Raw genomic sequence first — 25,739 nt, 5'->3', positions numbered from 1 at the left:
CGTGAATTTGCTTACAAAATCGTAAGCTTAGCGCCAAACGGCCACCCACGGGTGGCCGTTTCATCGATACCGAAAGGACTGTGTCGAAATCAGGATGCCGCGGCGCTCTTTTTGGGGCGCGGCACTGCTGTTTTGGCAATCTGCACCGCGGCTTGGGCTGCGGCCAATCTTGCGATCGGCACGCGGTAGGGAGAGCACGAGACATAGTCGAGGCCGACCTCTTCGCAGAAGCGGATCGAGGCCGGATCGCCGCCATGTTCACCGCATATGCCGAGCTTGATGTCGGGCCGTGTCGCCCTGCCCTTTTGCGCAGCCATGCGCACCAGTTCGCCGACGCCCTCGATGTCGAGCGAGACGAACGGGTCCTGCTCGATGATGCCTTTCTGCCGATAGGTCTCGAGGAAGGACGCCGCATCGTCGCGCGAGATGCCGAAAGTGGTCTGGGTGAGGTCGTTGGTGCCGAAGGAGAAGAACTCGGCCGTAGCAGCGATGACGTGGGCGCGGATCGCCGCGCGCGGAAGCTCGATCATCGTGCCGGTGAGATAGTCGATCTTGACGCCGGTCTCGTCCATGACAGCCTTGGCGACCGCATCGATGCGCGCCTTGACGTAGTCGAGCTCCTTCACCAGGCCGACCAGCGGCACCATGATCTCGGGAACGACCAGCGCGCCGGCTTTCTTGCCGGCCTCGACGGCTGCCTCGAAAATGGCGCGCGCCTGCATCTCGGCAATCTCGGGATAGGAGACGGCGAGGCGGCAGCCGCGATGGCCGAGCATCGGGTTGAACTCGTGCAGGGCTTCGGTGCGCTGCCTGAGCTTGTCGAGCGAGACGTTCATGGCGGCGGCGACCTCCGCCACCTCCGCTTCCGTCTTGGGCAGGAATTCGTGCAGCGGCGGATCGAGCAGCCGGATCGTCACCGGCAGGCCGGCCATGATCTCGAACAGTTCGAGGAAATCCGAGCGCTGCATCGGCAACAGCTTGGCAAGCGCGGTGCGGCGGTCCTTCTCGGTATCGGCCAGGATCATCTCGCGCATGGCGACGATACGCTCGCCGTCGAAGAACATGTGCTCGGTGCGGCAGAGGCCGATGCCTTCGGCGCCGAAGGAGCGCGCCATGCGCGCATCGAGCGGCGTCTCGGCATTGGTGCGCACCTTCATGCGGCGCACCGCATCGGCCCATTCCATGATGGCGGCGAAATCGCCCGACAGTTCCGGCTGCAGCATCGACACGGCGCCCTTCAGCACCTGGCCGTTGCTACCATCGATGGTGATGATGTCGCCCTTGCGGAAGGTCTGGCCCATCGACATCAGCGTGCCGGCCTTGTAGTCGACACGCAGCGAGCCGGCGCCCGAAACGCAAGGCTTGCCCATGCCGCGCGCGACCACGGCGGCGTGGCTGGTCATGCCGCCGCGCGTGGTCAGGATGCCTTCTGAAGCATGCATGCCGTGAATGTCTTCGGGGCTGGTTTCGATGCGCACCAGGATTGCCTTGCGACCTTGCGTCTTCAGATCCTCGGCATCGGCGGACGAGAAGACGATCTCGCCGGTCGCGGCGCCCGGAGAAGCCGGCAGGCCGACGCCGATGACATCGCGCGCGGCCTTGGGGTCGATGGTCGGATGCAACAGCTGATCGAGCGAGGCCGGATCGATGCGGGCGACCGCCTCCTCCGTCGTGATCAGCTTGTCGCGCGCCATTTCGACGGCGATCTTCAGCGCCGCCTTGGCGGTGCGTTTGCCGGAACGCGTCTGCAGCATCCACAATTTGCCGCGCTCGATGGTGAATTCGAGGTCCTGCATATCGCGGTAGTGCTGTTCCAGGCGGTCGGAGATGTCGACGAAGGAGCGAAACGCGTCCGGCATCAGTTTCTGCAGCGACGGCTTGTCGGAGCCAGCGGCAATGCGCGCCGCCTCGGTGATGTTCTGCGGCGTGCGGATGCCGGCCACGACATCCTCGCCCTGTGCGTTCACCAGGAACTCGCCGTAGAGCATCTTTTCGCCGGTCGAGGGGTTGCGCGTGAAGGCGACGCCAGTGGCTGACGTCTCGCCCATATTGCCGAACACCATGGCCTGGACATTGACCGCCGTGCCCCAGCTTTCCGGGATGTCGTGCAGGCGCCGGTAGGTGATGGCGCGGTTGTTCATCCAGCTGGAAAACACCGCGCCGATCGCCCCCCACAGCTGCTCGTGCGGGTCCTGTGGAAACGGCCTGTCGAGCTCCTCCTCGACCTTGGCCTTGTAGAGGGCAATGACGCTCTGCCATTCCTGCGCTGTCAGTTCGGTGTCGAGCTCGTGGCCGAGGCTGGCCTTCTGGTCCTCGAGGATTTCCTCGAACACTTCGTGGTCGAGACCCATGACGACATCGGAATACATCTGGATGAAGCGGCGGTAGCTGTCATAGGCAAAGCGGGCATCGCCGGAATCGGCTGCCAGCGCCTCGACCGTCTCGTCATTGAGGCCGAGATTGAGCACAGTGTCCATCATGCCCGGCATCGAGGCCCTGGCCCGGAGCGGACCGAGACCAGAAGCAGCTTCGACGGATCGCCGAAACGGCGCCCGGTCAGTTGCCCGATATGGTCCAGCGCCTTGACGACATCGGCCTGCAACGCGGCCGGATAGCTGTTGCTATTGGCGTAATAGGCGTTGCAGACTTCGGTGGTGAGGGTGAAGCCCGGCGGCACGGGCAGGCCAAGACTGCACATCTCGGCCAGATTGGCGCCTTTGCCGCCGAGAAGGTTGCGGTCGCCCGCACGTCCCTCCGCGGCGCCATCGCCGAAGGTGTAGACCCATTTGGTCATGCTCGCCCTCCAAGTCCTCGGAAGATAGAACACCGGGGCCAAGACCCGGTTCCCCCGCGTTCCGACCCGAGCGTTATTATGCTGCAGTGCGAAAGGCAAGGTGTGGCAGCGAAGCCTGGCGACTACAATCGATTAAGCAAAAGCTGCGTCGAAAAGACTTGCCGGATCGCTGCCCAGGATATAGAACATATAGGGAACAAGTTGGGAGCAGCGTGATGAAACTCAACGGAAAACTCGACTATCTCGAACTGCCCGCGACCGGCGCGACGCTGGACAGCGTCAAGGCTTTCTACAGCGCCGCCTTCTCGTGGTCGTTCACCGATTACGGGCCGACCTATTCAGCCTTCGGCGAAGGGCTCGATGGCGGCTTCCAGGCCGATGCAGGCGAGGCTCCGGCGAAACCATTGCCGGTGCTCTATTCGCAGGATCTGGAAGCAACCCTCGACGTTGTCGAAAGCGCCGGCGGCACGATCGTCAAGCCGATATTCTCGTTCCCGGGCGGCAGGCGGTTCCATTTCACCGATCCCGCCGGCAAGGAGTTGGCGGTCTGGGGCGAATAGCGCTTCCCCGCGCGAAGCGGTGGATCAGTTTTGCATAGTGGCCAACTCGGCATTGAGCTTTCGTGCCGCTCGTCTTATAAGGCCGCGCGCAACGGGCAAAGCTCGCTTGCTGGGGCGTCGCCAAGTGGTAAGGCATCGGTTTTTGGTACCGACATTCCCAGGTTCGAATCCTGGCGCCCCAGCCAAATTGGATGCCTCGTCAACGACACATCCCCACCAGCTTGTGCAGCTGCCGCAGACGCGGCCGTTTGCGCAAGTAAATCAAACGGTTGCCTGAACATCGCGCGGACCTCGCCGCGATTCCATTCGCAGTTCGACAGCACCAGATTCAAAAGCCGTTTTTTCTCATTTGGGGCCTGGTGAGTGAACATTTGGCTGGCGTTGCGGGCCAGTTCGAGCAGTTGGATTCCATCATCCATGTATGATTCCTGCGCCTCGCCGTGGCGCTCGATCTCACGCATTAGACGCGTCTGTTCGACGCGCCATTGCGCCGACATGCGGTCATAGAAGGCATTGTCGATGCGGCCGTCGAGCTTGTCCAGGTACATAGCGTTGAGGCGATCTTCGAGACGCTTGTACTGAGTCTGACACCGCTCAATCGCCTGTTCCTGCTCCCGCCGCTCGTCTGCATGGCTCGCCTTCAACGCGTCCCGTACCCATTCCAGCACCTCCTCATCGAAATGGAGTTGGTCCAGGAGCCCCGCAAAGGTCTTATCCAGCACCTCCTCGCGAACATATTTGCGGCGACAGTCGGCATAGCCGCCCCGGCCTTTGTCGGCATGTCCCGTGCAGTGGTAGTAGATGTATTTCCCCTTCTTGACCTCCGCCACGACCGCACAGCCGCAATCAGCGCAGGTCATGAGGCCCGAGAAGGCGAATTCATAACCATAGGAATGGATAGGCGTCGCATGCCGGCCTGCCAGAACGCCCTGGACCCGTTCCCAGAGGTCGATCGATACCAGCGGCTCGTGCTTGCCCTGGTGCAGCCTGCCATTCCATTGAAACAGGCCCGTATAGAGCCGATTGCGCAAAATCGTATGCACGGTGCTGACCGGTACCGGATTGCCGCTCTTTGGATGGATGAGGCCGTCGCAATGCGCCGCCTTCGTGAGCGCCTTGAGTGAATACAGGCCAGTCGCGTACCGCTCGAACAGCTTGGTGACAACCGGCGCAACCACCGGGTCCGGCTCGATGACCTTCTTGCCGTTCTTGGCCGTGACGTTGAGATAGCCGAGCGGCGCCTTGGACGGCCAGATGCCCTGCTCCGCCTTTTCCATCTGCCCTTTCCGGGCTTCCTCAGAAAGGTTGTCGATGTAGTTTTTGGCCATCAGCACCTTGATGCCATGCATGAACTTTTCCGAGGATCGAGAGTCGCGCGACAGCACCACGCCCTCCTTGGCAAGGTGGATCTCGACATCGAGTTCGTCGAGAGTCACCCAATCCTTGAGGTTGCGGTAGAGGCGATCGGTCTTCTCGACCAGGATGACGCGTACGCCAGGATGCTTGCGCAGATATTTGACCATCTCGCCGAAGTTGGTCCGCCCGGTGTTCTTGGCGGTCTCGACATCAACATATTCCTCAACAATGCCAAACTGCCGCTGAAGAGCATATTCTCTCAGCAACTTGCATTGCGCCGGGATCGAAAAGCCTTCTTTCTCCTGCTCTTTTGAGGACACGCGCGCATAAAGCAGCGCTTTCACCAAGCTGCCGGGCTTCGCCTTCGGTGCTAGTCGCTTGTCGATCAGCTTCATCTCCGCTCCTTCGCGGTCACGAAACGGCGCGTGTGATTAACATGTCGCCCGGTCAGGACTGGCCACAACGTGCGAACCTGCAGTCGGCCGAACCGGTTCTCTCGTGTCATTTGAGACGGGCAAGAGTCATAGCGCGATATCAGGCGCGGGTCAGTTCGGCTCAATCCATCTTGTGCCATTCGGCAAGGATGCGAAAAAACCCGCTGACGTTTTCCACGATCTGGCGCGCATCTTCCTTGGATAGCGAACGACCGGTGCGTGCCTCGAAGAGTTGAACGGTTCGCTCGAGAAAGGCGTCGTCGACAGCGCGCGTCCGAGAAGATGGGCCGGGCTCGATCTGCCGACCGGCATCTCTGTGTGTTGCCTTCATTGCACTTGCCCGGTTTCGAACGCGCGATTGCGCGGTCAGAGCAAGCATCGTCGAAATCTGCGTAATCTCGCATGACCGTTATGTACGCTCCCGTTTCCTTTTCTACTTCCGTTTCGCTTCCGGGGGTCATTCCGGGGTTCTGGCACTCCCAGCGCCTGCTAAACAACGAGGCTGTGATGAAAGGAGCACTCCCGACCTTCGAAAAGGAAACATCTAACAAACCGGCGTTCGTCCGGGTTGGGTCCGGCAGACGCTACGCTCTCCTGCTTTGGGTCTACGACTGCCAGTTCCTCCCCCAATGCGGAGATCAAGGCCGACACACGGCTGCGCACCCGTGGATGAAGTTGCACCAGCCCTTCAATCAGGCGTCGGCCTTCCGCGCTGGCAATAAAATTGATGCGCTCATCGACCGGTAGCGTGGGAACGTCACGGTCAGTCTCATTGCCCGGTAGGCCTCCGAAAAAACGGCTGACCGGGACGGCCAGTGAACTAGCGATCTCGTAGAGCATGGAGGCACTCACGCGGTTTTTCGCGTTCTCATATTTTGAAGCTGCTGGAAACTGATGCCTATGGATCGGGCAAGCTGGGCCTGCGATACGTCCGACTGCACGCGAACCGCAGCGATCTGCCTGCCGACATATTGATCAGCAGGGTGCGGGCTACTCTCGGTTCCATGGTTTGCCGACGCGCTGAAGACGCGGGGGCGTCCTGGCTCCGCAAATGCCTTTCGGAACTGCATCAGTCGCTCCATGTGGAGAGAGTTTGTCTCGGTAAGCCCGGGCGAAAATCACCAAACCGCCGAATGATCGCGATTCGGAACCTTAGTGCCGAGGTTTCAGCTCGTGACTTTCTGCTCCCTGATCCGAGCTATATCGTCCAAAGCCGAGCGGATCTGTGGCCACGGGGATTCACCGTCGTGTAGCGAATACTCCCCTTCCCTAAGCACTGCATCTAGCTTAGCGGCTATACCAGCCAGTGACGTAGCAGGAACCTGGGATAAAAGTTCGAGCAATGCCTGCGCGCGCTCGGCAGCTTCGCACTCCGTAAGTAACGATGTCGAATAACCAATCTCCCTACCGGCGGCATCCCAGCGCGCCTGATGGGCTACGATTTCGGTTTCAGCCCGAGCGCGGGCTACTGTGTTCGCCGGACGAACACGCAGCAATTCTTGGAGGGCTCCAAGAGAGTGAACGGTCACGCTCTCGCCGTCGGACAACTTCACTGTCGTGCAAGGGAAACCAACGGTCTCGATAAGTACCCTCTCCAACCGCTGCTGCTGATTGCAAAGTTGTTCAGTCTCCTCCCAAGCCGCCTGCCATCGTCTCCACACCGACACAGCAGGATCAATGGCGTCATCACCCTCCAAGTCGCTGCGAGCAAACGATGTAGCCTGTGTCGCCGCCATTGCGATTGCTGTTCCCGCAAGCACCTTCCTGCGCGTGACGAAAGGCAAAGTCGTGTTATTGTCGGAATCAGCCATGATCCGAGCTCCCAGAAGCTTAGGCGTGGTCAGGCTAGGCATGGTGCGTCAACACCGCGTCTAGCCGCGCCCCAGACCAAAGGCCAAGGGTATCCACTGATACCTTTGGATCATAACGCAATGATCTAAAGGGATCAAATAGAAATTGGTAACAGCAGCACAAATGCGAGCGGCTCGAGCATTGATAGCTCTCTCACAATCGGAGCTTGCCCGTAGGGCTGGTGTTTCTATTCCGACGGTAAAACGATGTGAGAGCGACAGTGAGCGCGCCGCCGTCGTCTCCGATGAAACCCAGGACAAAATCCGTGCTGTTCTTGAGGCCGAGGGTGTTGAATTTACGAATGGCAATCATCCGGGCGTGAGGTTGCGGCGACCGTGATCGACTACGAATGAAGTAACGTCTGGTGGGATGGCGTCGAGTTGGGGCGAGACGCGTAGCGGCCAATCAGACGAGTTGCGAAATGGCCGCAACGGGGCCGGGCAGCGGCCTGGCAGCTTTTGCTTCAGGTTGAGCAAAGCTGACGCTCAGAACGTAGAGCTTGCACTCACGACTATCTGCACATACGGCAATCGGGCGCGTGAAATGTTGGGGCTCCTGCACCTTATTCGCCGCGCGTCGGTTTGCCCCGTTTGCCGGTTAAACTCGCACCTCTTTCTTCTCGTGGCTTTACAGAACCCGCCCTCTTGTCCTTCCCTGCGGACTTTCGCGCCTTAGTGGCTGCCTTGACCGTCTTAGTGTCGAGGCCACGCAAGGTTAGGTCGATGCCGACGACCGCCAGATCCTCTACATTGGGGTGTTGACTGAAAATCACGGACCAATGCTGGCGAAGTGCTGTGAGCAGGGCCTCGAAGCTCTCGGCTTTGCCACCGCCAGGTAAATCCCAGCTTTTCTTTGTACCGATATAAACGAGGAGAAAGATGCCCCTACTGGAGCGGGCATCGCGCAAATAGTCACCGCCGAGTTGCACCTCCATGCGCTCGAACAGATGCGGACCCGTCCAGTTGTCAGCGACCTTAAGCTCGACGGGAACCGGAGCGTCGAACTTCGCGCCTCGAAATCTCAAGTCGGGCCGCTTGGCGTCGGCCAATTCCTCTTCAGGCGGGATGCTATATCGGCCCCCAGCCCTGCCGCGAAGCCAGCCCCCAATGAATTTGCGGAATTCGGTTTCTTGATCGGTGCCCTGCAGGATCGAAGCGATGCTCTCATCCCCATGCTCGAGATCGTGTTTAAGATCCTCGAGCCGCTCGACGCCGAAATACCATAGGTCGCGGTGATTAGCTGGTGTCGCGACCCTGGCATCGTTGAACTCCTTGACTTGGCTCGGCTTCCAGGGAGCAAAATCGGCATCGAGGGTCGCCTTGGTCTTGGCGTGAAACCTCATCCACGGCCGAGATCTCGCGGCAGGGTGCGTGTGTTCCATCTCCACCAGCGCGAGATAGGCCTCTTTGCCCGGGGTCTCGCGGATGAAGGTGAAAAGTGCGTTACGGGCGTCCTGTGCATCGTCGCGGAGCCCTGGCGAGTACACGCCCTTCCCAGCACGCTCGATGTCATCTTCCTCGCGAATGTACCTCGTCATCAGAAGATATAGCGTCTTCATGTGCTCGACAGTGCGGTAGGCGAGCCGCGCTCGGCCTTCCTGCCGCCGCCCTCCTAGTAACGATACGACGAAGCGAAGGGCGAGATTGGTCTGTTCAACAGGATCGTTCAATGCCGCAAGACGGGCAGCGAGCGCCGGGATTGCCGCGTCTGGGTCAACGCCGGCCCATGTGGCAAACCAGATCGGGCTGAAAACCGGATCGTATTTCGCGCTTGCCTTTTGGGCCGCGATCTTGGCCAGCTCCACGTCGGATACCGATGAGCCCTGAATGATCGACAGAAGGTAGCCGAGGTTGCGCGGATTGACCCGTTTGCCCTTAAGCGTGGGCAACAGGGCTGTGGCGATCTGATCGCAGGCCCATCGGCCATGCCATGCCATGTTGTACAGGACGTAGTGGCTTTCACCGTCGCTGGTCTCATTCGTCAGTTCGTGGCGGATTTCCTTCAGCAGGACAGCGCCGACCTGCTCGGGAAACGCCCCGTAGAGGTCTGGCAGCCAAGCCGGAAATCCGTTCAGCTCGGCAAGCGCGTATTGCGCCGCCTTTTCGGCCTCGGCTCGACTCAAGCGCTGGAGCCATTCCTCCTCCTCGCGCGCTTCGATCGCGAGTCCGGTTAAACCGAAGATCACCGCGGAAGGGGTCTGATTGGTCGAGGCCCCCTGTGACTGGGTCCGAGGTTGGTAGTCGCGCCAGAACCGCACCGCGGCATCGCGGAACGCGCTGGCTACCGGCTCGCCGTAAGCCTCGATCAGCGAACGCCAATTGCCCTCGGTCCAGTGGTTGTTGTTGTCGTTGGCCGACAATCGCATCCGCTCATGCAGATAATGCTGATCGTGGGTGTAGATGCCTGGCTTGCCCGGATCGCGGATATGATCGACGCGTTCGGCTAGGAGCATCTTGTCTCGCTCCAGCCGCTTATCTCGGGCCACCGATATCCGCGCGTCCCGACGCTTCCACTGCGCCTCCTGCCTGCGATATTTCACCAGCTCGCCAGCAGGAGGATGCAGCAGAGCCTCCAGCTTCGAGCGCAAGGTTTCCTCTTTGTCGACGAGACGTTTCAACCGCTCGCGCCACTTCCGCGGACGCCCGCCAGCGACGAACAGACGGAATGCGAGGGTCAGCGCGATGAGGCGGTCGTCAGGTAGCGGCCGATTGGCGATGTCGTCTGCGATGATATCGAAGCCGGTTGGATCAAAGGCCCAGTAGCTACCGAAAATCGACACATGCCAATAGTCGGTAAGACGCTCGTCTTTCTCGCGCTCCCGCCACGCGCGCTCCTGTGCGACGGATTGCCAGAACACGCTATGGTTGAGGTCCGCCCATCCCTTCACGAGGTCCGGCAACCCTTTGCGGATGTCCTCGAAATCGTGGCCGCCATAGTCGCTCGCGATCGGGAGCAACCGGAGCGCCGTCAGAGTCGCCGACGACAGCGCCGCAGGGTCACGCGCCTCAATCAGCCGCATCGCCACGCGCGCAGTCGTCGAGGCCAGCCATCCATATTGCTGCGATATCTCACAATGCCGACGCTCGGCCACTGGCTCGCGTTGAAGGAGGCACACCAGACCCTCCATGAGCGGTCCGAGCAGTGCGAGCGGGAGCTCGTTGACGTAGCGCGCAAGAGGGTCATTCAGCGGATCGACCTGATGCGGATCCTTGGTTGCCGAGCCTTCAAGCGCCTCTATGAGCCAGGCGATCGCCTCCGTCGTGTAAGGCAGATCGACCAGCAGCTCGCCGAGGCAGTCGCGGGACAGCGATGGTCCCTCTCCCACGAAGTTCCGGCGCACTTCCGCGACATCGGTCGGGGTGCCGACGGTGAGGACTGCCCGGATCGCCGCGATGCGGGTATATTTGGCGCGCGAGGTGAGCGCGAAATGCTTGGCCTTGTCGGCCAGCGCCTCGAGACCACCCTGAAAAACCATTCGCAGCAAAAACCAAGTGATGTCGTCATCACCGGCATATCGGTCGAGCAGCGCGCGTATATCGTCGGCAAGATCGGGGTTGGCGAAACGCTGCACCGCCTCATAGTCCATGACGCTGCGACCCTGCGCAGGCTGCGCAAGCTGCTCACAGGTTTGGCACAGGATACGGCGCCTCGTCTCGAGCGGCAGCTTACTGGGATCGCCGCCCTCGAACAGGATCTCCGGTGCCATATCCACGACCTTGTTTAGGATTCGGCGGTCAAGCACCGCAAGCCACGGCAGCACAGGCCGCATCGTCGGCACGATCACCTCGATGCCATATTGCTTGCGGAAGAACAGGCTCTCGATCTTCGCGCGCGATCCTTCGTCAACAAGCAGCGAATGGAGCCACTCGGCGGTCAAATATTCTCGGACCGAACGATGATGGAAACGCACAGTCCCGTAGATCCCGGGATCGAAGATCGGACGGCTGAGCAAGGTTGTGCAATCCTGATCGTTCCAATCAGTCAGTACGTCCTTGATCGGCAGGCCCTTCGCATTCTGATGCCCGTCGGGAACCCGGATCGCGGATTCCTGACACAGAGTCGTGGCCGCCGCGACCAGTCGGGCACCTTCGCGAACTCGTTCAATGGAGATAGGTCGCGCATCGGCGCGGTCCTGGTCGCGCTCCTCCAATCGCTTGGCGATGCTGCTCGTCATCAGATCGAGACGTGACCCGATACTCTGGTGATCGTTCCAGAACTCGATCGTCTCGGCGAGATCAAGCGGCCGCGTGGTGAACGACCACGCCTCGGCACGATCGACCGCCTTTCTGAAGGACTTCAGATCCACGACGCCCTTGGCATGGGCGAATGTGTCGACTTGGCTTCCATGCAGATCCTCCAAGGTCACGATGCGGAACGGCCCTTTTTTGCTGGGCCGTTTGATGGTCCGATCGGGCGCAATGGCATATTCCCCCTGGAATTCGGGCTCGTCTTGTGTAGCCGTGGCCGGAATCATCCAGGGCAGATTATTCCTGCACAACAGAAGGTCAGTCGTCGGCCGCCACGCCTCTGTGCGGCCCGTAATGACGATGTGCGCATGCTGGAGAATGCGCTCGATCTTTCTACCGATCTTGCGGATTGCACGCTCGAAGTCCTTGGGGTCACGCAGGCGCGCCTCGTCGATGGAGTCGAGAAACAACCAACCGGGTTCGCCCGATGCGATCCACGCTTCGAATTCCTCGAGGCTCCCTTCCTCGAAGCTGGTCTCGAGATCCTCGACCACATGCTCAATACGCAGAAAGAACGCCTGCTTGCCGTCTTGCCGCTGGCGTCGGCAGACGTGCCGTATTTCCTCAGTCTTGCCCGATCCTGCCTCCGCCAGCATGATGACTCGAGGTTCCTTCAGAAGATCGGGCCAGCGGGTCGGTGTCTGGCGCTCCCAAAGGCGCACCATTTTCGCCTCATCGCCCTCATCATCGGAGATGGCGAGGTCGCGAAAGGTGCGATCGAGCTCAATGAAATTGTCGAGATCTCTGGACATGGCCTGAATGTGTCGTCATTGCTGCGATCGGTCTCAATATCATCCTCGTGTCTCGACGGTAACTACGTCGAGGCTTGTGAGCGCCTTGCATTTAGCTCGATGTAATGTGATTCATCCGTGACGCTGTTGGTGAAGGGAGGGGGATGATTGACGGCCTTCAAGTTGCGAGTCGGCGGCGTTCTGGAACTTGCCGAAGCTGGATGAACGGCCGGAATGAGGCGCATACCAGACATTCACACCTGACCATCCGCGCCGGTCAGATCAACCCTTCAACATCGTCGATTGAAGAACGGCCTGGGTATGCTCTGCGAGGTCGAGTTCGCCGCGCGCCTCGATCTCCAAAAGATATCGGGCCTTGGCCAGGCGATCCCCTTCCCCGACGGCAGGATAGCCGCAGATGGCGAGAAGCACCCTCTCCTCTTCCCGGCTGGCTCTGGCGGGGTCGTCGCTGCCACCGCCTATCTCGTGCAGAGCTTTGCCGAACTCAGTATAGGCTGTCTTGTGCGTCTCAATCAGCGCTCGCAGATAACTGGACGGCTCTTGGTCTCGGCTCGGCGGCTCTGCGCCGAGCGCCGTTGCCGTCATCGACGAGGCGACGACTGCGCTGCCGGAGTGGAGGAGCAAGGCGCGGCGGTTGATCCTAGACATGGCAACCTCTCCCAATTGCTTGATGGCGATAAGGCCAGTGGCGTAAAAACCATCAGACCGTAACACGACGATTTGCGTATTCGTGTCAGGATGGCCAGATCTCTGGCCGTCGAGAGCCCGTGCGGCAGGGCGATGCACGGCGCCTGCATCTCGGAAAGGATGCCGCGTCCGACCGCCCTGAGGAAGCTTCGATTTGGGCGCGGGCTTGTCGCGACCGGGCGCTTCCATTGGGGCGGTGAAGCCTATGTATCCGCCGTGCGGAGGATGGCGCCAGCCGACAAGCCTGCGCTCGGCTGCCATCCTATGGCCGGAGCTGGCGACGTCGGCTCTACGGGCCGAGGTGAAACCCCTCTGCTGCAGCGAGCCGTTCGCCGATCGCGGGCTAGATCGGCGAGGTTCTAACGTGGTCTGTCCAACCGCTCGTTATCTACTGACGAGCGGCGACCTCAAGAACAGTCTCAGACCACGCCTCCTTTCCCGGCCCAGCCCCCACAAAGGCCAGTCGGGCTGCCGCACATCGCACTAAGCTACGGACGAAGAACGAAAATCAACGATCTTGGGAGGTGCAGGGAAAACCCACACCTCGCGAAAATTGGGAATAACCTATTGGAATAACACGACCGCCACAGCCCGCACCTCGCGGCCTTTTATCTAGCCGTCTTAATCGGTCGTGCTAGGCGAGAATTTGTACGCATCGTCGTTTCTCCTTCCATCTACGATAATATACGAATTTATTCTCCACGCTACGTTTCCACGTTTTGGCGTCGAGTTCCGATGCGCCGAGCAGTCTTACGCGCTCTGCGACGGGTGTTTCGGCTGCACTGTGGCAGCGCTCGAACCGTCGTGGCGCACTTTTCCATCGGACTGGCGGAGCATCGTCACAGGCAATCGAGCGCGGTCCGGCCGTCTGTGGATCGGCGCGGCCGCAGGCAAGATAACGTGCGTTCCGTCGTTCCTGGTCTGCATCGGTCCTCATCCGCCAAGGCGGATCTTCGTGTTCAGTTGGCGTCGTTCACGTTGCTGACGCCCTGCGTTTCAACTGACGATCCCCTGCTCATCGATGGGCTCCGAGCAGCTTGCGGTCCTTGAGATGAGCGCGCTGGGCAGCGTCGGTTGGGCTTGCCGCCGGATCGCCGACGTAGAACGTTCCGTCGCTCCACATGGCGTGCATGATCACCGCCAGCTTGCGCGCCACCGCCACGCACGCCTTGCGATGGCAGGAGCGTTTGGCGATTTCCCGGCCCAAGCTTTTGCCCTTGTCCATGCCGCGGAGGCGCGTCATCAGCGCCGACGCCGCCTCGTAGAGCGCGCGCCGCACGGCCGCGTCGCCAGCCTTCGAGATGCGTCCCTGGACGTCGATCGATGTGCTCGACTGCCATCGCCGCGAGGTCAGCCCGAAGTAGGCGGCGACGTCACGCGAGCGGCGGAAGCGCGATCGTCGATCGCCGTCATGAAGGAGAGCGCCGTCACCGGGCCGACGCCGGGGATGGCCATGAAGCGTCGGCACAGCTCGCTACGCGCGACGATCTCACCACCAGATCGTGCAGCCGGCAATATTCCCGCCACTGAACGGCGCGCCCCCGACAACATGGCGTCCATCAACTCGGCTGACAGCGGATCGGCCGCGAGCACCGCCTGGTCGAAAGCGCCACGCGACGTGCCGCCAAGCTTGATGCCGAACGCCTTCAGCGAGTGCCGGAGGCGTTCTCAAAATCGACGAACTTGCGCTTCAGGTTGCGCCGGTGGGTCAGTAAAAGCCGCATCCGATAGCAATCCTGCGTCTTGATATGGGCCTGACGAAACCAGCCGGTGCGCATGATGTGGGCGATGCCGAGCGCATCGGCGGCATCCGTGTTGTTGCGCTGCGCCGACATCGCGGCGCCCACGTGCTGTGTCTCCAGGCAGATCGCCGGAAGGCCGCGTTTCAGAAGCTCGGGATTGAGCCAGGGCGACAGCGATCCGGCCTCGTGGCCGACGCGCCGCAGCCGCGCCACGAACGGCTTCAACACCACGAACAACGCATCCGGATCGGTCTCCACCTTGACCGTCAAATGCACCTCACCATGTTCGTCGACGACGGACACCGCAGTTTCGTCCACGCAACATCCAGTCCGCAAAAATATTCCATCAGCCGCCTCCTGCGTGGCTTGACAGGTGATTTCTTAGCAGTTGCCCTGCTGTACTTATATATACTACTCCACAACAAAGGTAATTTGAAACGGACTCAGCATTATGCCGCAGTCTCCATTCTCAGCGAAGACAAACCTGATACCTCCCTCCTCAAGAGTTTTTTCAATCGAGCTGAGTGTTCGTGGACCTATTGGAGTGCCAGCTTCCAATCGCGTGATCGTTGTCGGGGCGACCCCCGCAAGGCTGGCCAGCTCGCTTATTTTCAGTCCCAGCGCCGCCCGAGCCATTCTGCATTGGACACCTCGGATCGTCATTTCTCGTTGCCCCGGTGAACGAAAGTCCCTGGCAGAGATCATATAACTGCTATTCGCGCCATGGTTTCCCTTTCTGTTTTTTGAGAAGGCATAATCCGGCCATTTTGCCCGTCAGATCGTGTCCCGCGGCGTGGTGTAGCTGGCGGCATTAGTCGCCGTGCTCTCCGGCATGGGCCGGGCTGATCAGCGCGCGGCTGGCAGGCTGATCAGGGGATCATCGCTCATCTGGCTGATCGTTTCCAGAGTCATATATCTGGCCCGCTGCACTGCCCATTCATCGTTCTGTTCGAGCAGGATTGCGCCGACGAGGCGCACGACCGCATCGTCGTTCGGGAAGATTCCGACGACCTCGGTGCGCCGCTTGATCTCGCCGTTGAGACGTTCGATCGGATTCGTCGAGTGGAGCTTGGCGCGATGTTCCTTGGGGAAGGTCATGTAGGCCAGCACGTCGGGCTCGGCGTCGTCCATGATTGTCGCCAGCTTCGGCACCTTCGGCTGGATCTGGTCGGCGACGGCGCGCCATTGTACGGACGCGGCCTCGGGCGTTTCCTGGGCGAAAGCGGTGGCGATGAAGGCTGAGACGACCCTGCGGCCGCTCTTGCCGGCATGGGCCAGCACGTTCCTCATGAAGTGGACGCGGCACCTCTGCCATGTCGCGCACAGCACCTTGGTGACGGCCGCCTTGAGGCCTTCGTGAGCATCGGAGACGACGAGCTTGACGCCGCGCAGGCCGCGACGTGTCAGCTTGCGCAGGAACTCTGTCCAGATCGGCTCGGCCTCCGAGGTGCCAATCTCCATGCCCAGTACCTCGCGCCGGCCGTCCGCGTTAACGCCGACGGCGATGATAACGGCGACCGAGACGATCCGCCCACCGCTGCGGACCTTCAGGTAAGTGGCGTCGATCCACAGGTATGGCCAATCGCCCTCGATCGGCCGATCGAGGAAGGCCTTCACCTTCCCGTCGATCTCCTTGCACAGCCGCGAGACCTGGCTCTTGGATATGCCGCTCATACCCATGGCCTTGACCAGGTCGTCAACCGACCGGGTCGAGATGCCTTGCACATAAGCTAATGACGGCGGTTAGCGCCTTCTCGGCCATGCGGCGCGGTTCGAGGAAACCTGGGAAGTAGCTTCCCTTCCTGAGCTTCGGGATGCGCAGCTCGACCGTGCCGGCCCGCCTCTCTCCCGGTCGCGGTAGCCATTGCGCTGGGCGAGCCGCAGCGGGTTCTTCTCGCCATAGCTGGCGCCGGTGGCCGCGCCCACCTCATTTCCATCAGTCGCTCGGCGGCAAAGCCGATCATCTCCCGCAGCAGATCGGCATCCGGGGTCTTCTCCACGAGCGTGCGCAGGTTCATCATGTCGTCGGTCATCGGTGGTCCTTCCGAAATGGGTTGGCGTCAACAACCAAACCCTACCCGAAAGCGCCGATGACCACCCACACGCCGCTCGCTCGCTACAGCGCTACTAACGGCGCGCTCGTGAGCGGCTTCGCTACCGCCGAGCTACACCACCTGATGGGACACGACCGCCCGTTCACGGCAGGTCGCGCATAACATAGTATATCTCGCAAGTTAACTAAGCCTAAACATTCAACTGCAGCGTCATACCTGATTATATCAATCAGCCTTACAAGTGGTTGCAATTCTTTGGAGGTGCCTGTCTCTTGCCGGGAAATGCCGGAGGGATTTCAGCAATGACCACCAATATCGATTTGGACAGTTTTTCGGGTTTGGCCGACGAGCATTCCGGGCCGAATGAACACAGCAGCCAGGCAACGCCGGTAGAGATCCAGGTTGCGCAAGCAACTTCGACGCAGCCGCCCGCGCCGCCAGCGTCCGAACCGGTGCCGGTCGACGTCGGAAGCGGCGCGCCCGTTCAACCGGCGGCTCCCGCGGCGGCGAACGCAGCGGCGGCGCCCCATGAATATGTGGCCGACGCCAGCAACATGGTCAGGCTTCCGTCCAGCGTTTCCATCGACAACATCAAGGTCGACGGCCACAACCTTTTGCTCGAACAGGCCGACGGCTCGGTGATCGCGATCAAGGATGGCGCCCTGAACGTGCCGACCTTCATCATCGGCGACGTCGAGGTGCCGCGCGTTGCCTTGCTGGCCGCCCTTGAAGCAAGCCACGTCGATGTCGCCTTCGGCGCCGACGGTTCCATGTCGGCTGGTCCGGGAGGTGCCCCGGGCAGTGCTGGTGGGGACTTTACGGTTCCCCCAGGCGGTATCGGTGACGGATTCGACCTTTCGGCCTTGCTCCCCCCGACGGACCTGCAGTTTGGGCAGTTGGAGCCACGCGAGTTGACCATCGGCGTCTTGGGAAAGGACTCCACGCCATCGATTGGGCTCATAGGAGAGACCACCGTCTATGAGGCCGGCCTTCCGGCACGCGGCGGCGAGTCCGCGGGCTCGAACGCTGCCGCCAACTCGGAGACCACCTCGGGCACCATCGGCTTCACTTCGCCGGACGGCGTGTCGGTAGTCTCGCTCGGCGGCCATGTGCTGACCGGCGCCGCGCAGACCTTCACCGACGCCACCGGCTCGCTGACGGCAAGCTATGTCTACAATCCGGCCACCGGCGCCGGCACGATCAGCTATTCCTACACGCTCGTCGACAACACCACCGGCGACAACACCACCGCCAGCTTCGCAGTCGTCGTCACCGACACTGACGGCGACAGCGCACCGGCCGGCAACCTGGTCATCAACATCATCGACGACGTGCCGACGGCGCATGCCGATACCGACAGTGTAGCCTCCAACCAGTTCACGGCCGAGGCCGGCAACGTGCTGACGGCGGTGGGCACCACCTCGCCGGTGACCGGCATCGATGTCCTGGGTGCAGACGGCGCAGCGGTGGTTGGCGTCCAGGCCGGCGACACCAATGCCGACTTCACCGGCTCGCTCGGCGTGCAGATCCAGGGGACCTACGGCAAGCTGACGCTTAACGCCGACGGCTCCTACTCCTATGTACGCGATGCCGGCTCGCAGGGCGGCCACGACGACGTCTTCACCTACACCATCAAGGATGGCGACGGCGACACCTCGCACACCACGCTGACCATCTCGATCGGCGACTCGACGCCGACCGACAGCATTCCGACGCCGGGCCTTGCCTCGACCACCGTCTATGAGGCCGGCCTTCCGGCACGCGGCGGCGAGTCCGCGGGCTCGAACGCTGCCGCCAACTCGGAGACCACCTCGGGCACCATCGGCTTCACTTCGCCGGACGGCGTGTCGGTAGTCTCGCTCGGCGGCCATGTGCTGACCGGCGCCGCGCAGACCTTCACCGACGCCACCGGCTCGCTGACGGCAAGCTATGTCTACAATCCGGCCACCGGCGCCGGCACGATCAGCTATTCCTACACGCTCGTCGACAACACCACCGGCGACAACACCACCGCCAGCTTCGCAGTCGTCGTCACCGACACTGACGGCGACAGCGCACCGGCCGGCAACCTGGTCATCAACATCATCGACGACGTGCCGACGGCGCATGCCGATACCGACAGTGTAGCCTCCAACCAGTTCACGGCCGAGGCCGGCAACGTGCTGACGGCGGTGGGCACCACCTCGCCGGTGACCGGCATCGATGTCCTGGGTGCAGACGGCGCAGCGGTGGTTGGCGTCCAGGCCGGCGACACCAATGCCGACTTCACCGGCTCGCTCGGCGTGCAGATCCAGGGGACCTACGGCAAGCTGACGCTTAACGCCGACGGCTCCTACTCCTATGTACGCGATGCCGGCTCGCAGGGCGGCCACGACGACGTCTTCACCTACACCATCAAGGATGGCGACGGCGACACCTCGCACACCACGCTGACCATCTCGATCGGCGACTCGACGCCGACCGACAGCATTCCGGCGCCGGGCCTTGCCTCGACCACCGTCTATGAGGCCGGCCTTCCGGCACGCGGCGGCGAGTCCGCGGGCTCGAACGCTGCCGCCAACTCGGAGACCACCTCGGGCACCATCGGCTTCACTTCGCCGGACGGCGTGTCGGTAGTCTCGCTCGGCGGCCATGTGCTGACCGGCGCCGCGCAGACCTTCACCGACGCCACCGGCTCGCTGACGGCAAGCTATGTCTACAATCCGGCCACCGGCGCCGGCACGATCAGCTATTCCTACACGCTCGTCGACAACACCACCGGCGACAACACCACCGCCAGCTTCGCAGTCGTCGTCACCGACACTGACGGCGACAGCGCACCGGCCGGCAACCTGGTCATCAACATCATCGACGACGTGCCGACGGCGCATGCCGATACCGACAGTGTAGCCTCCAACCAGTTCACGGCCGAGGCCGGCAACGTGCTGACGGCGGTGGGCACCACCTCGCCGGTGACCGGCATCGATGTCCTGGGTGCAGACGGCGCAGCGGTGGTTGGCGTCCAGGCCGGCGACACCAATGCCGACTTCACCGGCTCGCTCGGCGTGCAGATCCAGGGGACCTACGGCAAGCTGACGCTTAACGCCGACGGCTCCTACTCCTATGTACGCGATGCCGGCTCGCAGGGCGGCCACGACGACGTCTTCACCTACACCATCAAGGATGGCGACGGCGACACCTCGCACACCACGCTGACCATCTCGATCGGCGACTCGACGCCGACCGACAGCATTCCGGCGCCGGGCCTTGCCTCGACCACCGTCTATGAGGCCGGCCTTCCGGCACGCGGCGGCGAGTCCGCGGGCTCGAACGCTGCCGCCAACTCGGAGACCACCTCGGGCACCATCGGCTTCACTTCGCCGGACGGCGTGTCGGTAGTCTCGCTCGGCGGCCATGTGCTGACCGGCGCCGCGCAGACCTTCACCGACGCCACCGGCTCGCTGACGGCAAGCTATGTCTACAATCCGGCCACCGGCGCCGGCACGATCAGCTATTCCTACACGCTCGTCGACAACACCACCGGCGACAACACCACCGCCAGCTTCGCAGTCGTCGTCACCGACACTGACGGCGACAGCGCACCGGCCGGCAACCTGGTCATCAACATCATCGACGACGTGCCGACGGCGCATGCCGATACCGACAGTGTAGCCTCCAACCAGTTCACGGCCGAGGCCGGCAACGTGCTGACGGCGGTGGGCACCACCTCGCCGGTGACCGGCATCGATGTCCTGGGTGCAGACGGCGCAGCGGTGGTTGGCGTCCAGGCCGGCGACACCAATGCCGACTTCACCGGCTCGCTCGGCGTGCAGATCCAGGGGACCTACGGCAAGCTGACGCTTAACGCCGACGGCTCCTACTCCTATGTACGCGATGCCGGCTCGCAGGGCGGCCACGACGACGTCTTCACCTACACCATCAAGGATGGCGACGGCGACACCTCGCACACCACGCTGACCATCTCGATCGGCGACTCGACGCCGACCGACAGCATTCCGGCGCCGGGCCTTGCCTCGACCACCGTCTATGAGGCCGGCCTTCCGGCACGCGGCGGCGAGTCCGCGGGCTCGAACGCTGCCGCCAACTCGGAGACCACCTCGGGCACCATCGGCTTCACTTCGCCGGACGGCGTGTCGGTAGTCTCGCTCGGCGGCCATGTGCTGACCGGCGCCGCGCAGACCTTCACCGACGCCACCGGCTCGCTGACGGCAAGCTATGTCTACAATCCGGCCACCGGCGCCGGCACGATCAGCTATTCCTACACGCTCGTCGACAACACCACCGGCGACAACACCACCGCCAGCTTCGCAGTCGTCGTCACCGACACTGACGGCGACAGCGCACCGGCCGGCAACCTGGTCATCAACATCATCGACGACGTGCCGACGGCGCATGCCGATACCGACAGTGTAGCCTCCAACCAGTTCACGGCCGAGGCCGGCAACGTGCTGACGGCGGTGGGCACCACCTCGCCGGTGACCGGCATCGATGTCCTGGGTGCAGACGGCGCAGCGGTGGTTGGCGTCCAGGCCGGCGACACCAATGCCGACTTCACCGGCTCGCTCGGCGTGCAGATCCAGGGGACCTACGGCAAGCTGACGCTTAACGCCGACGGCTCCTACTCCTATGTACGCGATGCCGGCTCGCAGGGCGGCCACGACGACGTCTTCACCTACACCATCAAGGATGGCGACGGCGACACCTCGCACACCACGCTGACCATCTCGATCGGCGACTCGACGCCGACCGACAGCATTCCGGCGCCGGGCCTTGCCTCGACCACCGTCTATGAGGCCGGCCTTCCGGCACGCGGCGGCGAGTCCGCGGGCTCGAACGCTGCCGCCAACTCGGAGACCACCTCGGGCACCATCGGCTTCACTTCGCCGGACGGCGTGTCGGTAGTCTCGCTCGGCGGCCATGTGCTGACCGGCGCCGCGCAGACCTTCACCGACGCCACCGGCTCGCTGACGGCAAGCTATGTCTACAATCCGGCCACCGGCGCCGGCACGATCAGCTATTCCTACACGCTCGTCGACAACACCACCGGCGACAACACCACCGCCAGCTTCGCAGTCGTCGTCACCGACACTGACGGCGACAGCGCACCGGCCGGCAACCTGGTCATCAACATCATCGACGACGTGCCGACGGCGCATGCCGATACCGACAGTGTAGCCTCCAACCAGTTCACGGCCGAGGCCGGCAACGTGCTGACGGCGGTGGGCACCACCTCGCCGGTGACCGGCATCGATGTCCTGGGTGCAGACGGCGCAGCGGTGGTTGGCGTCCAGGCCGGCGACACCAATGCCGACTTCACCGGCTCGCTCGGCGTGCAGATCCAGGGGACCTACGGCAAGCTGACGCTTAACGCCGACGGCTCCTACTCCTATGTACGCGATGCCGGCTCGCAGGGCGGCCACGACGACGTCTTCACCTACACCATCAAGGATGGCGACGGCGACACCTCGCACACCACGCTGACCATCTCGATCGGCGACTCGACGCCGACCGACAGCATTCCGGCGCCGGGCCTTGCCTCGACCACCGTCTATGAGGCCGGCCTTCCGGCACGCGGCGGCGAGTCCGCGGGCTCGAACGCTGCCGCCAACTCGGAGACCACCTCGGGCACCATCGGCTTCACTTCGCCGGACGGCGTGTCGGTAGTCTCGCTCGGCGGCCATGTGCTGACCGGCGCCGCGCAGACCTTCACCGACGCCACCGGCTCGCTGACGGCAAGCTATGTCTACAATCCGGCCACCGGCGCCGGCACGATCAGCTATTCCTACACGCTCGTCGACAACACCACCGGCGACAACACCACCGCCAGCTTCGCAGTCGTCGTCACCGACACTGACGGCGACAGCGCACCGGCCGGCAACCTGGTCATCAACATCATCGACGACGTGCCGACGGCGCATGCCGATACCGACAGTGTAGCCTCCAACCAGTTCACGGCCGAGGCCGGCAACGTGCTGACGGCGGTGGGCACCACCTCGCCGGTGACCGGCATCGATGTCCTGGTGCAGACGGCGCAGCGGTGGTTGGCGTCCAGGCCGGCGACACCAATGCCGACTTCACCGGCTCGCTCGGCGTGCAGATCCAGGGGACCTACGGCAAGCTGACGCTTAACGCCGACGGCTCCTACTCCTATGTACGCGATGCCGGCTCGCAGGGCGGCCACGACGACGTCTTCACCTACACCATCAAGGATGGCGACGGCGACACCTCGCACACCACGCTGACCATCTCGATCGGCGACTCGACGCCGACCGACAGCATTCCGGCGCCGGGCCTTGCCTCGACCACCGTCTATGAGGCCGGCCTTCCGGCACGCGGCGGCGAGTCCGCGGGCTCGAACGCTGCCGCCAACTCGGAGACCACCTCGGGCACCATCGGCTTCACTTCGCCGGACGGCGTGTCGGTAGTCTCGCTCGGCGGCCATGTGCTGACCGGCGCCGCGCAGACCTTCACCGACGCCACCGGCTCGCTGACGGCAAGCTATGTCTACAATCCGGCCACCGGCGCCGGCACGATCAGCTATTCCTACACGCTCGTCGACAACACCACCGGCGACAACACCACCGCCAGCTTCGCAGTCGTCGTCACCGACACTGACGGCGACAGCGCACCGGCCGGCAACCTGGTCATCAACATCATCGACGACGTGCCGACGGCGCATGCCGATACCGACAGTGTAGCCTCCAACCAGTTCACGGCCGAGGCCGGCAACGTGCTGACGGCGGTGGGCACCACCTCGCCGGTGACCGGCATCGATGTCCTGGGTGCAGACGGCGCAGCGGTGGTTGGCGTCCAGGCCGGCGACACCAATGCCGACTTCACCGGCTCGCTCGGCGTGCAGATCCAGGGGACCTACGGCAAGCTGACGCTTAACGCCGACGGCTCCTACTCCTATGTACGCGATGCCGGCTCGCAGGGCGGCCACGACGACGTCTTCACCTACACCATCAAGGATGGCGACGGCGACACCTCGCACACCACGCTGACCATCTCGATCGGCGACTCGACGCCGACCGACAGCATTCCGGCGCCGGGCCTTGCCTCGACCACCGTCTATGAGGCCGGCCTTCCGGCACGCGGCGGCGAGTCCGCGGGCTCGAACGCTGCCGCCAACTCGGAGACCACCTCGGGCACCATCGGCTTCACTTCGCCGGACGGCGTGTCGGTAGTCTCGCTCGGCGGCCATGTGCTGACCGGCGCCGCGCAGACCTTCACCGACGCCACCGGCTCGCTGACGGCAAGCTATGTCTACAATCCGGCCACCGGCGCCGGCACGATCAGCTATTCCTACACGCTCGTCGACAACACCACCGGCGACAACACCACCGCCAGCTTCGCAGTCGTCGTCACCGACACTGACGGCGACAGCGCACCGGCCGGCAACCTGGTCATCAACATCATCGACGACGTGCCGACGGCGCATGCCGATACCGACAGTGTAGCCTCCAACCAGTTCACGGCCGAGGCCGGCAACGTGCTGACGGCGGTGGGCACCACCTCGCCGGTGACCGGCATCGATGTCCTGGGTGCAGACGGCGCAGCGGTGGTTGGCGTCCAGGCCGGCGACACCAATGCCGACTTCACCGGCTCGCTCGGCGTGCAGATCCAGGGGACCTACGGCAAGCTGACGCTTAACGCCGACGGCTCCTACTCCTATGTACGCGATGCCGGCTCGCAGGCGGCCACGACGACGTCTTCACCTACACCATCAAGGATGGCGACGGCGACACCTCGCACACCACGCTGACCATCTCGATCGGCGACTCGACGCCGACCGACAGCATTCCGGCGCCGGGCCTTGCCTCGACCACCGTCTATGAGGCCGGCCTTCCGGCACGCGGCGGCGAGTCCGCGGGCTCGAACGCTGCCGCCAACTCGGAGACCACTCGGGCACCATCGGCTTCACTTCGCCGGACGGCGTGTCGGTAGTCTCGCTCGGCGGCCATGTGCTGACCGGCGCCGCGCAGACCTTCACCGACGCCACCGGCTCGCTGACGGCAAGCTATGTCTACAATCCGGCCACCGGCGCCGGCACGATCAGCTATTCCTACACGCTCGTCGACAACACCACCGGCGACAACACACCGCCAGCTTCGCAGTCGTCGTCACCGACCTGACGGCGACAGCGCACCGGCCGGCAACCTGGTCATCAACATCATGACGACGTGCCGACGGCGCATGCCGATACCGACAGTGTAGCCTCCAACCAGTTCAAGGCCGAGGCCGGCAACGTGCTGAGGCGGTGGGCACCACCTCGCCGGTGACCGGCATCGATGTCCTGGGTGCAGACGGCGCAGCGGTGGTTGGCGTCCAGGCCGGCGACACCAATGCCGACTTCACCGGCTCGCTCGGCGTGCAGATCCAGGGACCTACGGCAAGCTGACGCTTAACGCCGACGGCTCCTACTCCTATGTACGCGATGCCGGCTCGCAGGGCGGCCACGACGACGTCTTCACCTACACCATCAAGGATGGCGACGGCGACACCTCGCACACCACGCTGACCATCTCGATCGGCGACTCGACGCCGACCGACAGCATTCCGGCGCCGGGCCTTGCCTCGACCACCGTCTATGAGGCCGGCCTTCCGGCACGCGGCGGCGAGTCCGCGGCTCGAACGCTGCCGCCAACTCGGAGACCACCTCGGGCACCATCGGCTTCATTCGCCGGACGGCGTGTCGGTAGTCTCGCTCGGCGGCCATGTGCTGACCGGCGCCGCGCAGACTTCACCGACGCCACCGGCTCGCTGACGGCAAGCTATGTCTACAATCCGGCCACCGGCGCCGGCACGATCAGCTATTCTACACGCTCGTCGACAACACCACCGGCGACAACACCACCGCCAGCTTCGCAGTCGTCGTCACCGACACTGACGGCGACAGCGCACCGGCCGGCAACCTGGTCATCAACATCATCGACGACGTGCCGACGGCGCATGCCGATACCGACAGTGTAGCCTCCAACCAGTTCACGGCCGAGGCCGGCAACGTGCTGACGGCGGTGGGCACCACCTCGCCGGTGACCGGCATCGATGTCCTGGGTGCAGACGGCGCAGCGGTGGTTGGCGTCCAGGCCGGCGACACCAATGCCGACTTCACCGGCTCGCTCGGCGTGCAGATCCAGGGGACCTACGGCAAGCTGACGCTTAACGCCGACGGCTCCTACTCCTATGTACGCGATGCCGGCTCGCAGGGCGGCCACGACGACGTCTTCACCTACACCATCAAGGATGGCGACGGCGACAC

Annotated in this window: 12 protein-coding genes, 1 tRNA gene and 5 pseudogenes; 8 read left to right on the top strand and 10 right to left on the bottom strand. The window is 63.0% G+C overall.

Annotated features, from left to right (window positions below; translation table 11 throughout):
- Positions 1-89: 89 nt before the first annotated feature.
- Positions 90-2,794 (bottom strand): annotated as a pseudogene (gene ppdK / locus NLY44_RS00095) (pyruvate, phosphate dikinase).
- A 215-nt stretch (positions 2,795-3,009) separates the two neighbouring features.
- Here ppdK and NLY44_RS00090 point away from each other — a divergent pair.
- Together NLY44_RS00090 and NLY44_RS00085 are read left to right on the top strand one after the other, a co-directional pair.
- Positions 3,010-3,354, top strand: a complete 345-nt coding sequence (locus NLY44_RS00090; protein ID WP_023805756.1) for a VOC family protein — start codon at positions 3,010-3,012, stop codon at positions 3,352-3,354.
- A 110-nt stretch (positions 3,355-3,464) separates the two neighbouring features.
- Positions 3,465-3,539: transfer RNA gene (locus tag NLY44_RS00085), tRNA-Gln, on the top strand.
- A gap of 576 nt (positions 3,540-4,115) precedes the next feature.
- On the opposite strand, the pseudogene NLY44_RS32885 reads toward NLY44_RS00085, so the two are convergent.
- The 9 genes and pseudogenes from NLY44_RS32885 to NLY44_RS00030 form a co-directional block, all read right to left on the bottom strand.
- A pseudogene (locus NLY44_RS32885) lies at positions 4,116-5,105 on the bottom strand (recombinase family protein); the annotation flags it as partial.
- Between the two features lie 160 nt (positions 5,106-5,265).
- Complete coding sequence (locus NLY44_RS00070) at positions 5,266-5,475, bottom strand: hypothetical protein (RefSeq protein WP_023705513.1); 210 nt, start codon at positions 5,473-5,475, stop codon at positions 5,266-5,268.
- Between the two features lie 158 nt (positions 5,476-5,633).
- Positions 5,634-5,984: a hypothetical protein gene (locus tag NLY44_RS00065; protein ID WP_286456387.1), complete on the bottom strand. Its 351-nt coding sequence runs from the start codon at positions 5,982-5,984 to the stop codon at positions 5,634-5,636.
- Between the two features lie 326 nt (positions 5,985-6,310).
- A complete protein-coding gene (locus tag NLY44_RS00060; protein ID WP_023705515.1) occupies positions 6,311-6,955 on the bottom strand; it encodes a hypothetical protein in 645 nt (214 codons plus the stop codon).
- A 602-nt stretch (positions 6,956-7,557) separates the two neighbouring features.
- Positions 7,558-11,994, bottom strand: a complete 4,437-nt coding sequence (hyoA, locus tag NLY44_RS00050; protein WP_023805759.1) for an NACHT domain-containing antiphage protein HyoA — start codon at positions 11,992-11,994, stop codon at positions 7,558-7,560.
- Between the two features lie 261 nt (positions 11,995-12,255).
- Positions 12,256-12,642: a hypothetical protein gene (locus NLY44_RS00045; protein WP_032905156.1), complete on the bottom strand. Its 387-nt coding sequence runs from the start codon at positions 12,640-12,642 to the stop codon at positions 12,256-12,258.
- A 1,054-nt stretch (positions 12,643-13,696) separates the two neighbouring features.
- Positions 13,697-14,770 (bottom strand): annotated as a pseudogene (locus NLY44_RS00040) (IS110 family RNA-guided transposase).
- Positions 14,771-14,834: 64 nt separating this feature from the next.
- Complete coding sequence (locus NLY44_RS00035) at positions 14,835-15,059, bottom strand: helix-turn-helix domain-containing protein (protein ID WP_023816847.1); 225 nt, start codon at positions 15,057-15,059, stop codon at positions 14,835-14,837.
- 210 nt (positions 15,060-15,269) lie between these two features.
- Positions 15,270-16,456, bottom strand: a pseudogene (locus tag NLY44_RS00030) (IS256 family transposase).
- Between the two features lie 323 nt (positions 16,457-16,779).
- Between NLY44_RS00030 and NLY44_RS00025 the strand changes: the two are divergent.
- The 6 genes and pseudogenes from NLY44_RS00025 to NLY44_RS00005 form a co-directional block, all read left to right on the top strand.
- Positions 16,780-22,599: a beta strand repeat-containing protein gene (locus NLY44_RS00025; protein ID WP_286456384.1), complete on the top strand. Its 5,820-nt coding sequence runs from the start codon at positions 16,780-16,782 to the stop codon at positions 22,597-22,599.
- The gene (locus tag NLY44_RS00020; protein ID WP_286456382.1) at positions 22,515-24,242 is read left to right on the top strand and encodes a beta strand repeat-containing protein; all 1,728 of its coding nucleotides are present in this window, start codon (positions 22,515-22,517) and stop codon (positions 24,240-24,242) included. Before NLY44_RS00025 ends, NLY44_RS00020 begins: the two co-directional genes overlap by 85 nt.
- A 172-nt stretch (positions 24,243-24,414) precedes the next feature.
- Positions 24,415-24,612: a hypothetical protein gene (locus NLY44_RS00015; protein WP_286456380.1), complete on the top strand. Its 198-nt coding sequence runs from the start codon at positions 24,415-24,417 to the stop codon at positions 24,610-24,612.
- 125 nt (positions 24,613-24,737) lie between these two features.
- The gene (locus NLY44_RS00010; RefSeq protein ID WP_286456378.1) at positions 24,738-24,878 is read left to right on the top strand and encodes a hypothetical protein; all 141 of its coding nucleotides are present in this window, start codon (positions 24,738-24,740) and stop codon (positions 24,876-24,878) included.
- Positions 24,875-24,949, top strand: a pseudogene (locus NLY44_RS33165) (hypothetical protein); the annotation flags it as partial. The gene NLY44_RS00010 and the pseudogene NLY44_RS33165, both read left to right, overlap by 4 nt.
- A 467-nt stretch (positions 24,950-25,416) precedes the next feature.
- On the top strand, positions 25,417-25,739 hold a 323-nt coding region (locus NLY44_RS00005), incomplete at its 3' end, for an Ig-like domain-containing protein (protein WP_353654454.1).

Origin of the sequence: Mesorhizobium sp. C089B (assembly GCF_030323125.1) — a bacterium.
Taxonomy (GTDB): Bacteria; Pseudomonadota; Alphaproteobacteria; order Rhizobiales; family Rhizobiaceae; genus Mesorhizobium.
Note: the sequence above shows the minus strand (reverse complement) of the source record. Positions and strands in the feature narration are given on the sequence as shown.